The organism is Streptococcus sp. SS4 (genome assembly GCF_030440125.1).
Classification (GTDB): Bacteria; Bacillota; Bacilli; order Lactobacillales; family Streptococcaceae; genus Streptococcus.
Genome location: NZ_JAQFJM010000015.1, coordinates 22,743 through 35,950 on the forward strand (window position 1 = coordinate 22,743; position 13,208 = coordinate 35,950).

The following is a 13,208-nucleotide window of genomic DNA, read 5'->3' on the forward strand; positions in this document are numbered from 1 at the left end:
TATGAAAAGTATAGCATCGAATAGGTATTTTTACAAGCGCTTCTAAACACTTGTTTTGAGGCCTTTTTTTAAGAAAAGACTTTTTTGAGTACTTCTCCTACCGTCGTGACCCCAATGACCTGGATACCTTCTGGAATCTTCATGCCATGAAGCGAATTTTTAGGAGCATAAATCTTAGTAAAACCTAATTTAGCAGCTTCATTAATACGCTGTTCAATGCGAGTTACTCGGCGAATCTCTCCAGTCAACCCAATTTCTCCTATAAAAGCTTCTTGTGGATTGGTTGGAAGCTCCTTGTAACTAGAAGCAATCGCAACGGCTACAGCAAGGTCAATAGCTGGCTCGTCCAGTTTGACACCACCAGCCGATTTGAGATAGGCATCTTGATTTTGGAGAAGAAGGCCACAACGTTTCTCTAAAACAGCCATAATCAGACTGACACGGTTAAAGTCCAGTCCCGTCGTTGTCCGCTTAGCATTACCAAAGACGGTTGGTGTCACCAAGGCTTGAACTTCAGCTAAGATAGGTCTGCTACCTTCCATTGTCACAACAATGGCAGAACCTGTAGCACCGTCTAGGCGTTCCTCTAAGAAAACCTGGCTAGGATTTAGCACCTCTACCAAACCACCAGACTGCATCTCAAAAATCCCAATCTCATTGGTTGAACCAAAACGGTTTTTGACTGCTCGTAAAATACGGAAGGTATGATGACGTTCCCCCTCAAAATAAAGCACAGTATCCACCATGTGTTCCAACATACGTGGCCCAGCCAGTTGTCCCTCCTTGGTCACATGTCCAACAATAAATGTGGCAATGTTATTGGTTTTGGCAATCTGCATAAGTTCAGCAGTGACTTCACGAACCTGAGAAACAGAACCTTGAACGCCAGAAATCTCTGGACTCATGATGGTCTGAATAGAGTCGATAATGAGGAAATCAGGTTTGATGGCCTCTACTTGACTGCGAACCGCTTGCATATTGGTCTCAGCATAAAGATAAAATTCGTTATCAATATCACCTAAACGTTCGCTCCGCAATTTGATTTGCTCGGCAGATTCTTCTCCAGATACATAGAGGACTGTACCCTTGTTAGCCAGTTGCGTTGACACCTGTAAGAGGAGGGTTGATTTCCCTATCCCTGGATCTCCTCCAATAAGAACCAGACTGCCCGGAACCACACCGCCACCTAAAACACGGTTAAACTCGTCCATATCAGTCTTTATGCGGGCATAATTGATTGAGGATACTTCTTTTAATTTAGTTGGTTTAGACTTTTCACCCGTCAAACTGACACGGGCATTTTTCACCTCCTGCACCTCAACCTCTTCTTCAAAAGAGGACCAAGAAGAACAGTTAGGACAGCGCCCTAGATATTTGGGTGAATTGTAGCCACATTCTCGACAAACAAAAGTTGATTTTTTCTTTGCTATGATGATTCTCCTTCTACGATTACTCCGACAGAATGCCACTTATGCAATGTTTTTTTAAATTTCTTCTGGTTAGCAACTCCGACAGCGGACAAATCGACAGAAACCTGATAATTCTCCCTGACAGCTGCCAAAATGGAAGCCTTGACACAGCCATTGCCATCTACCCCTATAAACTCTAAGCTTTTAGCAGCATTCCCCTCTAAAAAATCTTTTAAATCTGGATTAGTAAAGCAAGAAGCCCGACGCTTCTCAAAGATACGAGAAGATACAAGCAGCAAGCCGGTCGCAAATTTCTTCTTTCTATCTTTTCTCTCCCAGAAAAAACGATTGAGAATATAGATAACCCGGTCGCTGGGATAGCTAGCAATTTTGTCATTTACAGCTGCAGTCAGTTCTTCATGATATGCTTTTCCTACAGCAACATAATCTGACTGCATATCTACAACTAATAAATAGTCTGCCATATTCTTTCTCTATTTCCCTGTCGATCCGAAACCACCTGTACGAACACCGTCAGCTTCATCTCCATCTACAATTAAGAAGGGCATAAAGACACCTTGAACGATGCGTTCGCCAACTTCAAGAGTCACGGGCTGATCCGTAATATTTTTCATCTGGGCGAAGATGTGACCCTCATTCCCTGGATTTCCATAGTAATCGCCATCAATAACCCCCACAGAGTTGATCAAGACCAGACCTTTTTTGCGAGGATTAGAAGAACGATCATAAAGATAAAGCACCTCACCCGCTTGCATATAAGCCTTGACCCCAGTTGGAACGAGGACGATTTCTCCTGGTGCAATCACTGTGCGCTCTGCCACCTTTAAGTCGTAGCCAGCTGCATGGGCTGTCTCCCGTTTTGGAAGTAAGTCCTGATTTGTATAGGTTGATACAAGTTCAAATCCACGAATTTTTGTCATTATTTTTCCTTTCGATACATCTATAAATTAATTCTTGTAAAACTAGCCATGCTAGCTTCAGACTTTTAAATCTATCCTATTATAATCTATTCGAAATAAGATGACAAAGGTAATAGTCTAATCACTTTCTCATTAAACGAAGATTGACTTTTAACTAGGAAAACGCTAACATAGTAATAGATATAATACTTTTAAGGAGAATTTTCATGAAATTCATCGGACTTGTTGGTACGAATTCAAAACGTTCAACTAATAGACAATTATTGCAATATATTCAGAAACATTTTGCAGATAAGGCAGACATCGAACTTGTTGAAATCAAAGACCTCCCTGTCTTTAACAAACCCGCTAACAAACAATTGCCAGAAAGTGTCCTTGAAATCGTTAAAAAAATCGATGAGGCTGATGGGATTATTATTGGAACACCTGAGTATGATCACTCAATTCCAGCTGTTCTCATGAATGCTTTAGCTTGGGTCTCATACGGTGTTTTCCCTCTTTTGAATAAGCCTGTTATGATTACAGGAGCATCTTACGGAACACTCGGGGCTTCTCGTGCACAGTTACAACTTCGTCAAATCTTGAATGCTCCAGAAATCAAAGCTAATGTGCTTCCAGACGAATTCTTACTTTCGCATTCCCTACAAGCTTTTGATAGCAATGGTGATTTAGTCGACCTTGATGTCATCAAAAAACTAGATGCTATTTTTGATGACTTCCGTCTCTACGTCAAAATTACTGGTAAACTCTCACATGCTACAGAGTTGCTACATAAAGAAGCTGAAGACTTCGACTGGGAAAGCCTATAGGACAGGAGAATAGAAACTATGAAATTTGTTGGACTCGTTGGAGCAAATTATGATCAATCATATAACCGTAAACTGCTCGAATTTATCAGAAGACATTTTAAAATTAAATTTGAACTTGAAGTTTTGGAAATTGATGAAGTCCCTATGTTTAACCAAGATGAAAAATGGGATGAAAGTTTCCAACTTCGCTTACTTAATAACAAAATTACACGTGCTGACGGTGTCATCATTGCAACACCTGAGCACAATCACACTATCTCTGCAGCACTTAAATCAGTATTAGAGTGGCTATCATTCGAAGTGCACCCTTTTGAAAACAAGCCTGTAATGATTGTTGGTGCTTCTTACTACGACCAAGGAACTTCACGTGCCCAAGTGCATTTGCGTAAAATCCTTGAAGCACCTGGTGTCAATGCCTATACACTTCCAGGTAATGAATTCTTGCTTGGAAAGGCTAAAGAAGCCTTTGACCTTGAGGGAAACATTACCAACGAAGGTACTATTAATTTCCTTGAACAATGCTTAGACAATTTCATCCAATATGTAGGAGTGGTTTCTAAATTGAAAAAACCAAAACCAATTGAACCTGAAGACTTGGATTGTAACAACCCAATCGCTACAACTGTTACCGAAGTTGATCCTGACGATCCAGAGTGGGTAGAAAAAGTAGCTGAAATCACTGGTGCGGTATCTGGTGATACCTACGTGAAATTGGACCACGGTATTTTGACGGTTAATCAAATTGACATGTTCCTCAAGGCTATGCCATTTGAATTGACCTATGCCGATGATAACAACCAGTTCCTCTACTACAATAACGCCCATCAAGATCCTGATACTATGTTCGCCAAACGTGTACCACCTCAATCTGGTAGCCGTATGTCAACTGTTCACGGCTCACTTCCACCAGCTCGTATGAAAAATGTGGAATGGGTTATCGGTACACTGCGTAATGGTAACCAAGAATATGTTCGTACGATTGTTCCAGGGTCACCTGAAGGAGTTATCAATACGCATAACTATCAGGCTATGTACTATGATGATGGTTCTTATGCAGGAATCAATGAAATCGTCTTTAACTTTAAACCATGGCTTGACTGGTATCTCGAAACAACTGGTCAACGCCTTGTCGGAGGAAGCGGTCCTTTTGCACCAGCTGCAGCTAGTCATGGCGGTAGCGACGCCACATCTGGTGCATCAGATGCGGGTGGTCATGGTGGCGACGCAGCCCCAGCCGCAGATGCCACATCTGGAGCATCCTCATATTAAGACTTGGAAAAGTTGGGACAACTGTCCTGACTTTTTTTCATGGTCATCCTAGATTAAGTTTCACTCGAGCTTGCGCATTTGCCATGCTCCATGCCACATATTTTAGAGGTAAACCTATGTCTCAATTTCAAGAAAAAGTATTCGCTGCTTGTGCTAAAAAAGAAGCTCTCTTTGACGAAAGTCTGGGGCGCTATGCCTTGCGTTCTATGCTTGCAGGAGCTTATCTTACCATGTCGACTGCTGTAGGAATTATTGGTGCGGATGTTATCGCAACAGGTATTCCAGCCCTTTCTCGTTTTGTCTTTGCCTTTATCTTTGCCATCGGACTGGTCTTCGTTCTCATATTCAATGGAGAGTTGGCTACTTCAAACATGATGTTCCTGACCAGTGGTGCCTATTATGGTAAAATCAAATGGAGCAAGATGTGTACCATCCTCCTCTACTGTACCTTCTTTAATTTTGTCGGTGCCCTTATCTTGGCCTGGTTCTTCAACCAATCCTTCTCTTTCCAACATTTGACTGACAAGAGCTTCTTAGTTACTGCTGTCTCAACCAAGCTTGGAAAAACAGATTGGATGAACTTTACAGAAGGTATTACAGCGAATATGTTCGTTAATATTGCCATCTTGGGCTACATGCTCCTCAAAGAAGAATCTGCTAAAATTTTCATTGCGCTATCAGCTATCTTTATGTTTGTATTTTTGATTAATGAACACTTGATTGCTAACTTTGCCTCTTTCATGTTGCTCGGTTTCAACGGTGTGCGTGACGCTGTAGGTAATTTCACTTTGGCAAATATTCTACGTCAGTGGATAGTCGTTTTCTTCGGTAACTGGATTGGCGGAGGTATTTTCATTGGTTTGGCATACTCTTGGCTCAATAAAACTAAAACACCTCACATTGATTAGGAGACCTCATGCGTCAAAAGACATTCATCAAACAAACCAGTCTAGCTATTCTACTCTATTTTATTTGCCTAGCCCTTGCAGTTGCCATTGATTTAATCTTTTTCAAAGTCAAAAATATGTATCATACGCCTGCTTTAGCTGCTATCTTTGCAGGTTGGGTCTATTTGGGGCTTATCAGAAAAACTAAACAATTTGGAGCTATTACCTGTCTGGGTATCTTTATGTCCCTCTTCTTCTTTGCCTCTGGGCACTTTGTTCTAGCCTTTCTTCCTAGCTTTTTAGCCGGCCTTGTCGCTGATTTTCTAGCTAAGAAAGGGAACTATGAGAATAATAAACTTAATCTACTCTCCTATATGATTTTTTCCCTAGGGAACTTAGCACCCATTATCACCATGTGGCTTGCGCCCAAAGCTTATATCGCACAGCTCCTGGCCAAAGGGAAAACTCAAGATTATGTCAATCAAGTTATGGTTCCCTTTACAGGTAGTCATGTCTTAATCCTGATTGGAGGAACGCTCATGGCTGCCCTCATTGGAGGCTACATTGCCCAAAATTGGCTGAAAAAATAAATGGCCATCAGCCTTCCTAACAGAGAGTACAAGACAAACATGCTTTTCTTATGTTATAATGAAAAAGAATACAGTCTTTTTCTACTTTGTTAGAAAGGACCTAAAGGGAGACCTAATGATGAAAAAACAAAAAATCGCTGTCTTGGGCCCCGGTTCATGGGGAACTGCCCTTGCTCAGGTACTCAACGACAACGGACACGAGGTCCGTATTTGGGGAAACATCCCTGAACAAATTGATGAAATTAACGAGAAACACACCAACACCCGCTACTTCAAGGATGTGGTTTTGGATGAAAACATTAAAGCCTACAAGGAACTGTCTGAAGCCCTAGATAGTGTCGACGCTGTTCTCTTTGTTGTTCCAACCAAAGTTACTCGCTTAGTTGCTAAACAAGTTGCCGAACTTTTGGACCACAAAGTTGTTGTCATGCATGCTTCAAAAGGATTGGAACCCGGAACACACGAACGTCTTTCAACAATCCTTGAAGAAGAGATTCCTAGGGAACTTCGTAGTGACATTGTTGTCGTATCTGGTCCAAGCCACGCTGAAGAAACTATCGTTCGCGATATCACTTTGATTACAGCAGCATCTAAGGATCTTGAAGTGGCACGCTATGTCCAAGGCATCTTCAGTAATAACTACTTCCGCCTCTACACCAATTCAGATGTGATTGGTGTTGAAACAGCTGGTGCTCTTAAAAACATTATCGCGGTAGGTGCAGGTGCCCTCCACGGTATGGGATATGGGGACAATGCTAAGGCAGCCGTTATTACTCGTGGACTTGCAGAAATCACTCGTCTTGGTGTGAAACTCGGTGCCGATCCTTTGACTTACAGCGGTCTATCTGGGGTTGGTGACCTTATTGTTACAGGAACTTCTATCCATTCACGTAACTGGCGTGCTGGGGATGCGCTCGGTCGTGGAGAAAAACTAGAAGACATTGAACGTAACATGGGAATGGTTATCGAAGGTATTTCAACCACAAAGGTTGCCTACGAAATCGCCCAAGAACTCGGTGTCTACATGCCAATTACAACAGCAATCTACAAATCTATCTATGAGGGTGCTGATATCAAGGAATCTATTCTCAATATGATGTCCAATGAATTGCGCTCTGAAAATGAATGGGATAAAAAATAAAAATCTAAGGAGTTCTCATGAAGAATCAAAAAGTTAAAAAAGCTATCATCCCCGCTGCAGGACTCGGGACACGCTTTTTACCAGCTACTAAGGCCTTGGCCAAAGAAATGTTGCCAATCGTTGACAAGCCAACCATCCAATTTATCGTTGAAGAAGCCCTCAAATCAGGTATTGAAGATATCTTGGTGGTTACTGGTAAGTCAAAACGTTCTATCGAAGACCACTTTGATTCAAACTTCGAGTTAGAATACAACTTGGAACAAAAAGGTAAGACAGACTTGTTGAAATTGGTTAATGACACCACTGCTATCAACCTCCACTTTATCCGTCAAAGCCATCCGCGTGGTCTTGGAGATGCAGTTCTTCAAGCCAAAGCATTTGTCGGAAATGAGCCATTCGTTGTCATGCTTGGTGACGACCTCATGGATATCACTAATGACAAAGCAGTACCTTTGACTAAGCAGCTCATTAACGACTATGAGGAAACACATGCATCAACCATTGCAGTTATGCCTGTACCTCACGAAGAAGTTTCTTCATATGGTGTCATCGCCCCTCAAGGCAAAGGCGAAAATGGACGTTATAGCGTTGAAACTTTCGTTGAAAAACCAAATCCAGAAGATGCACCAAGTGATCTTGCTATCATCGGACGTTACCTTCTAACACCTGAAATTTTCGGTATTTTGGAAACTCAAAAACCAGGTGCTGGAAACGAAGTCCAACTGACTGATGCCATCGATACACTTAACAAGACACAACGCGTCTTTGCTCGCGAATTTACTGGAGACCGTTATGATGTCGGTGACAAATTCGGATTCATGAAAACGTCTATCGATTACGCACTTAAACATCCTCAAGTTAAAGATAACCTCAAGCAATACCTCATTGACTTGGGCCACAAACTTGAAGGCAAAGCAGCTAAAAAAGACTAAAATAAAATCCATCGAACATAACATTCGATGGATTTTTCATATGGCTTAAAAATAAGTGAATCCTAGAAGAATCAGCAATAGTAAAATATAGGTTAAAAGAGCTGTAGAACGCCAACCTCTACTAAATAAGCGACTTTCAACCTTGTTGGCCAAAAAGATAGCTGCAAGAGCACCTCCAACTAAACCACCGAGATGGCCTGTAATCCCAACACTAGGTGTAAAAAGGTTGAAGATTAAGTTAATAACAATCAAAGCCAAATAATTACGGCCTAACTGATTAAGCAAGGGGCTGTGACTGTAATAACCAAGAATCACAACAGCCGCAAAAAGTCCAAACAAGGATGTCGAAGCACCAGCTGCAATAACATTAGGCGTAAAAAGTAAGGTAAAGGCATTTCCCATAACACCAGCTAACAAATAAAGCCCTAGAAAACGTGGAGTCCCAAAAATCTGCTCAGCCATTTTCCCCATAAAGTAAAGAGCAAGCATATTAAATAGAAAATGCTCAACACCTATATGCACAAAAATTGGTGTTACAAGACGCCAAAGGTTCAAGGGACTGTACTGAACAAACGCACCGTACATAGCTCCCATCTTAAAAAGGCTCAAAGGCGAAGTCGCTTGAAAGCCGTTTAAAAGATATTGACAGATAAAAGTCAACGTCGTAAGCCCCAACAATAGATAGGTTGCCGGGTATTTCTTCCACTCATTTATTTGCATGTGACGACCTCCTTAACAGGAATATCATAGCTGTCTGGTTGAAAATCATGTTTCTGGCAAGGATAAATCGTACTAACTGTATCCCCTTCAAAATCAGACAAATAGCGATCATAGTAACCTGCTCCGTAACCAATACGATAGCCTTCATCATTAAAAACTACTCCTGGCACATGAATCAAATCAATCTCTGATTTTTCCACAGCCAAATCAGACGCAGGTTCCATCAAGCCAAAAGAGGTTGCAACAAGATTACCTGGATCATAATCCACAAAAATCATTCGACCTTGTTTATATGTTTTAGGAATCAAAAGTCGTTTACCATCCTTTAAAGCCTGATTGATTAAAAGACTGGTATTATATTCATGAGGAAAGGACAAATAAGTCGCAATCACCTGAGCCTCTTTATAAGCAGGTAAGGCAATCAATTGCTCCAAAAGATGTTTATCTATCTTAGCCTTAGTCTCAGGTTCTTGTGAAGTTAATTGAGCCAAGACTGTTTTTCTAAGTTCATTTTTCATAGGTTTATCATATCAAAAAATCTACCAAAAGTCAGACTTGGTAGATTTTTTAGCTTTATCGACTCTGATTAGGCTTCTGCCTTGTGTTTAAGGAATTTTCCAATTTCAGCCACTGCAAAAGCGAGAGCATCTTCGTTTGGACTCATCTTAGGATGGTGAAGTGCATATGGCGTGTCGATTCCCAACCAGAACATGACACCAGGAACTTTACTAAGCAAATAACCAAAATCCTCTCCAGTCATAGCCGGTGGACAATCAATCAGGTTAACTTCTGGGCTAGCATCAAAGAAGGCCATCAACTCTTTGGCCAAGGCTGGATTATTTTCCACAGGAAGATAACCACCTTGTTTCAACATGATATCCACTTCCATACCAAAGCTAGCTGCTACACCTTCTGCAATCTGGCGCACGCGCTTCTGGATAAGGAGACTCATTTTCTGAGTAAGGGTACGAATAGTTCCATAAACCTCTGCAGTTTCAGCGATAACATTATTAGTAGTTCCTGCATGGAAAGAACCAAAGGTAACTACCCCACCCTGAATAGGGTCAACATTACGACTGACAATCGTTTGCACTTGAGTAATAAAGTAAGAAGCTGCTACAAGAGCATCATTGGCCTCATGTGGAAAGGCCGCATGTCCACCTTTCCCCTTGAAAGTAACGAGGACTTCACAAGTCCCAGCAAAAAGGGTACTTGTGTTAGTCGCAATATCACCTACCTTGAAATCTGGACGGACGTGGAGGCCATAGAACTCATCTGGCAACCAATCTCCAAAGGCACCATCTTCATACATAAGCATACCACCAGCTTCATTTTCTTCGGCTGGTTGGAAGAGGAAGAGCATGTTATTTTTAGGCTGTACTTGAAGCATCTGGTCCAAAAGACCAAGTGCTGTGGTCATGTGCATATCGTGTCCACAAGCATGCATACGACCTTCATGAGTAGACTTGAAGTCAAGATCTGTTTCCTCTACGATTGGGAGGCCATCAATATCTGTACGCCAACCAATGGTTTTTTCAGGAGCATGCCCGTGAAGATAGACAAGAATTCCTGTACGCCAAGTACGTTGCTCCACAAAGTCCTTACCTTCAGTCATTTCGGCAATACGCTCTAAGAGGTAAGCCTGAGTTTTAAATTCTTCCAAACCAATTTCAGGAATTTGGTGAAGGTCTCGTCTGATTTTAATTAAATCAAGTGTCATGTTTTTACCCTTTTTATTGTCTTATTTTATAGAGAATCTAGAAATAGAGGCCTTACAGGCCTCTACTATCAATATGTTACAAGTTACGCAAAGCGTCTTCGAGTGCTGTTTTTTGTTGTGTTTTTTCATCGATTTCCTTGATGATACGAGCTGGAACACCAGCTACAACCACATTTTCAGGAACATCTTGAGTAACGATAGCTCCAGCAGCAACGACTGAACCGTTACCAACTTGAACACCTTCAATAACAACAGCATTAGCACCAACAAGGACGTTGTCACCGATACGAACTGGGTCTGCTGAAGCTGGTTCAATCACACCAGCAAGGACCGCACCCGCACCGATGTGGCTGTTTTTACCAACAGTAGCACGACCACCAAGGATTGCGCCCATATCAATCATAGTACCAGCACCAATTTCAGCACCGATGTTGATAACAGCACCCATCATAACAACAGCATTATCTTCGATAGTTACTTGGTCACGGATAATAGCGCCTGGTTCGATACGCGCATTAAGGTGACGTTTATCAAGCAATGGAACAGCTGAGTTACGGCCATCTTGTTCTACAACGTAGTCCTTGTTTTCAGTCAAGTTTGCAAGAAGTGGTTCGATATCTTTCCAGTCTCCGAAAAGAACATTACCAAGCTTAGTGACAGAAGCTGGAACAGCGGTTGCCAATTCCCCTTCAAAAGTTACTTTAACATTCGTTTTCTTTTCAGCATTACCGATAAAAGCGATAATTTCTTGTGCAGACATTTTTTGTGCAGTCATGAGATTCTCCATTCACATAAAGTTAGGAATTATTATACCAAAAATTCTGATAATTGTCTTTGCTTTTGCCAAATAGAGTGTATTTTTATGTAAAATTTGTCTTTAGAGCCTCTATGTCAGTAATCACTCGATCTGGTTTGATTGGGGATTTCTCCAACTCTCGACGAGAATAAGGGAAGGTATTCAGCAAGATACCATCGATCCCAACTGCTTCAGCCACAGCAATATCAGTCGTCAAGTCATTTCCCACCATAACAGTCTCAGATGGCTTTAACCCATGATCATCCAAAACTTGCTTTAAAAATTCAGGTTGAGGCTTACAGATACCCGCATCCGAAGACAGGTAAATGGCATCAAAGTAAGGTCTTAACTCCATTAAGTCAATCTCAGTATTAGTAAAGGCTGCTTGAGCATTAGACAAGAGATAGAGACGACGACCCTGCTCTTTTAGAAAGGTCAAAACCTCCTTGGTATGCGGATAAGCTAACAACTGCTTACGAGATAAGACGCGAAAGACCATGGCTATCAAATTTCCCCAATCGTCCGGCTGACTAGAGTTACTAGACTGAGGCCGACCATCTACATAAAGCTGGTTGAAAATGTGAGCTAAATCAATTTCTGGATAAGCAACTCCTTTAATCTCTATTAACTCCTTACGAGTCTGAGCCACACGCTTAGCATAAGATTTTTTAAGACTTTCACCCTTATAATCCGCCCCATAAGCTTGGTAAAGTTGGGCTAATTTATCCCATAACATAGGATCCTTCTCATCGGTTAGGATATCAACCAAGGTACCATAAAAATCAAAAATGTAGTTCTTATAGGCTCTATTTTTCATCACTTTTTACCCATTACTGAAACTTTCTTACTTATTGCTCCCATCATACATCTTTTAGGAAGACCAAACAAGCTAACTGAGATATTTTCCCATCAAAAAAATCCCAACGACTGTTAGGATTGCTTATCATCTCTAATACGACCAATCAGCAGCTCTCCCGCAACGGTTAATTGCGTCACTGAAGTCAGGTCCAAAGTATCCTTATTGGCATGGAAGAAAAGAGGTGTCATCTCAGCAAATGTTTGAACATGCTCTGATGGCATAGACCAAGTCTTAGCAATCGTCACACGCTCCAAAAGCTCACAAGACTCTTGAAAATGTTCCAGAACATCCTGGTTAGAATAAGCCTGCGCCTCCGGTAACAGTTGGCGAAACTCTTTAAGATGATCTTCGTGAGGAATAACCTTGAAAATCAAGCCATGATCAGACAAAAGTCTTCCAAATTCTTGATAATTAGCTGGTGAAAAGATATCTAAAATGACATCGATACCGTGTTCACATAAGGGCAATTGAGCCAAATCACCAACAAACCAAGCTACATTTTTCTGAGGATTTTGACGAGCCGCAAGAAGGATAGAATCCTTAGACAAGTCAAAGGCCATGAAATCTTTGTCAAACTGTTGAGCCAACTGACGGCTATAATAGCCTTCACCACAGGCAACATCTAACACGTGCGAGTGTCCAGGAAGGTCACGCAAGCGCTCTGAAATCACCTCCAGGATAGGATCGTAATAGCCTGCTGCAAGAATCTGACTCCTCTTTTCAAAAGAAGCCATATCATAGTGCTTATCTCCCTTAGTCTGTCTTAAAAAATTGACAAAGCCCTGCTTGGCAATATTAAAGGTATGCCTATTCTGACAAACCAAGCTAGACAAATCCAAATGCATTGGCGCCTGACAGATAGGACAAGCAAAAAGACTCTCTTGATCTTTAAAAACACTAAATTTGGCCATAAATCCTCCTCGACACAAAAAAAGAGCACACACCTGAAATCGCTTAGGGCTGCTGGATTCCTCCCCTGACCCGCTTCACGCACAGATGTTGCTCCGAAAAATATTATACCATAAATCGAAGTGATTGCAAGTAGAGAACTTATGATAAGACTAGCTAGTCCTATTTCCTATCAGTCCCTATTATTTCCTTCGGTCAGTCTAAACTTCGATAAAACATAAGACTT

Annotated in this window: 15 protein-coding genes and 1 other RNA gene; 6 read left to right on the forward strand and 10 right to left on the reverse strand. The window is 41.4% G+C overall.

Annotation, left to right across the window (positions count from 1 at the left end; genetic code table 11):
* Positions 1-68: 68 nt before the first annotated feature.
* Genes radA through PCY16_RS10985 form a run of 3 tightly spaced genes read right to left on the reverse strand, consistent with a single transcriptional unit; the run spans position 69 to position 2,350 of the window.
* Positions 69-1,430, reverse strand: coding sequence for a DNA repair protein RadA (radA, locus tag PCY16_RS10975; RefSeq protein WP_073686093.1), 1,362 nt, complete (start codon positions 1,428-1,430; stop codon positions 69-71).
* Positions 1,427-1,894, reverse strand: coding sequence for an isochorismatase family protein (locus PCY16_RS10980; RefSeq protein WP_195413409.1), 468 nt, complete (start codon positions 1,892-1,894; stop codon positions 1,427-1,429). Before PCY16_RS10980 ends, radA begins: the two co-directional genes overlap by 4 nt.
* A 9-nt stretch (positions 1,895-1,903) precedes the next feature.
* Positions 1,904-2,350 carry a dUTP diphosphatase gene (locus tag PCY16_RS10985; protein WP_002886985.1) on the reverse strand — a complete coding sequence of 149 codons (447 nt, stop codon included), beginning with the start codon at positions 2,348-2,350 and terminating at the stop codon, positions 1,904-1,906.
* A 206-nt stretch (positions 2,351-2,556) separates the two neighbouring features.
* Between PCY16_RS10985 and PCY16_RS10990 the strand changes: the two genes are divergently transcribed.
* The 6 genes from PCY16_RS10990 to galU all read left to right on the forward strand — a co-directional run bounded on the left by PCY16_RS10990 (position 2,557) and on the right by galU (position 7,978).
* Positions 2,557-3,159, forward strand: a complete 603-nt coding sequence (locus PCY16_RS10990) for an NADPH-dependent FMN reductase (RefSeq protein WP_148512803.1) — start codon at positions 2,557-2,559, stop codon at positions 3,157-3,159.
* Positions 3,160-3,177: 18 nt separating this feature from the next.
* On the forward strand, positions 3,178-4,428 hold the full coding sequence (locus PCY16_RS10995) for an NAD(P)H-dependent oxidoreductase (protein ID WP_002885631.1): 1,251 nt from the start codon (positions 3,178-3,180) through the stop codon (positions 4,426-4,428).
* A 116-nt stretch (positions 4,429-4,544) separates the two neighbouring features.
* Positions 4,545-5,336 (forward strand): formate/nitrite transporter family protein, encoded by a 792-nt coding sequence (locus tag PCY16_RS11000; RefSeq protein ID WP_070576667.1) that lies wholly within the window; start codon positions 4,545-4,547, stop codon positions 5,334-5,336.
* Positions 5,337-5,344: 8 nt separating this feature from the next.
* Entirely contained in the window at positions 5,345-5,905 is a 561-nt protein-coding gene (locus PCY16_RS11005; RefSeq protein ID WP_070576671.1) for an MptD family putative ECF transporter S component, read from the forward strand.
* A gap of 118 nt (positions 5,906-6,023) precedes the next feature.
* The gene (locus PCY16_RS11010; protein ID WP_145517093.1) at positions 6,024-7,046 is read left to right on the forward strand and encodes an NAD(P)H-dependent glycerol-3-phosphate dehydrogenase; all 1,023 of its coding nucleotides are present in this window, start codon (positions 6,024-6,026) and stop codon (positions 7,044-7,046) included.
* Between the two features lie 17 nt (positions 7,047-7,063).
* Positions 7,064-7,978, forward strand: coding sequence for a UTP--glucose-1-phosphate uridylyltransferase GalU (gene galU, locus PCY16_RS11015; protein WP_080611756.1), 915 nt, complete (start codon positions 7,064-7,066; stop codon positions 7,976-7,978).
* A gap of 45 nt (positions 7,979-8,023) precedes the next feature.
* Here the strand turns inward: galU and PCY16_RS11020 are convergent, their stop codons facing one another.
* The 7 genes from PCY16_RS11020 to ffs all read right to left on the reverse strand — a co-directional run bounded on the left by PCY16_RS11020 (position 8,024) and on the right by ffs (position 13,084).
* Positions 8,024-8,698, reverse strand: a complete 675-nt coding sequence (locus PCY16_RS11020) for a rhomboid family intramembrane serine protease (RefSeq protein ID WP_155222510.1) — start codon at positions 8,696-8,698, stop codon at positions 8,024-8,026.
* Complete coding sequence (locus PCY16_RS11025) at positions 8,689-9,216, reverse strand: 5-formyltetrahydrofolate cyclo-ligase (protein WP_155222511.1); 528 nt, start codon at positions 9,214-9,216, stop codon at positions 8,689-8,691. The genes PCY16_RS11020 and PCY16_RS11025 overlap by 10 nt, the downstream gene beginning before the upstream one ends.
* 68 nt (positions 9,217-9,284) lie before the next feature.
* Entirely contained in the window at positions 9,285-10,418 is a 1,134-nt protein-coding gene (locus tag PCY16_RS11030; protein WP_155222512.1) for an N-acetyldiaminopimelate deacetylase, read from the reverse strand.
* Between the two features lie 76 nt (positions 10,419-10,494).
* Positions 10,495-11,193 (reverse strand): 2,3,4,5-tetrahydropyridine-2,6-dicarboxylate N-acetyltransferase, encoded by a 699-nt coding sequence (gene dapD, locus PCY16_RS11035; protein ID WP_002886999.1) that lies wholly within the window; start codon positions 11,191-11,193, stop codon positions 10,495-10,497.
* Between the two features lie 85 nt (positions 11,194-11,278).
* Positions 11,279-12,031, reverse strand: coding sequence for an HAD family hydrolase (locus tag PCY16_RS11040; protein ID WP_155222562.1), 753 nt, complete (start codon positions 12,029-12,031; stop codon positions 11,279-11,281).
* A gap of 113 nt (positions 12,032-12,144) precedes the next feature.
* Positions 12,145-12,984, reverse strand: a complete 840-nt coding sequence (locus PCY16_RS11045) for a putative RNA methyltransferase (RefSeq protein ID WP_195413412.1) — start codon at positions 12,982-12,984, stop codon at positions 12,145-12,147.
* A gap of 14 nt (positions 12,985-12,998) precedes the next feature.
* An RNA gene (ffs, locus tag PCY16_RS11050) (signal recognition particle sRNA small type) lies at positions 12,999-13,084 on the reverse strand.
* Positions 13,085-13,208: the final 124 nt, after the last annotated feature.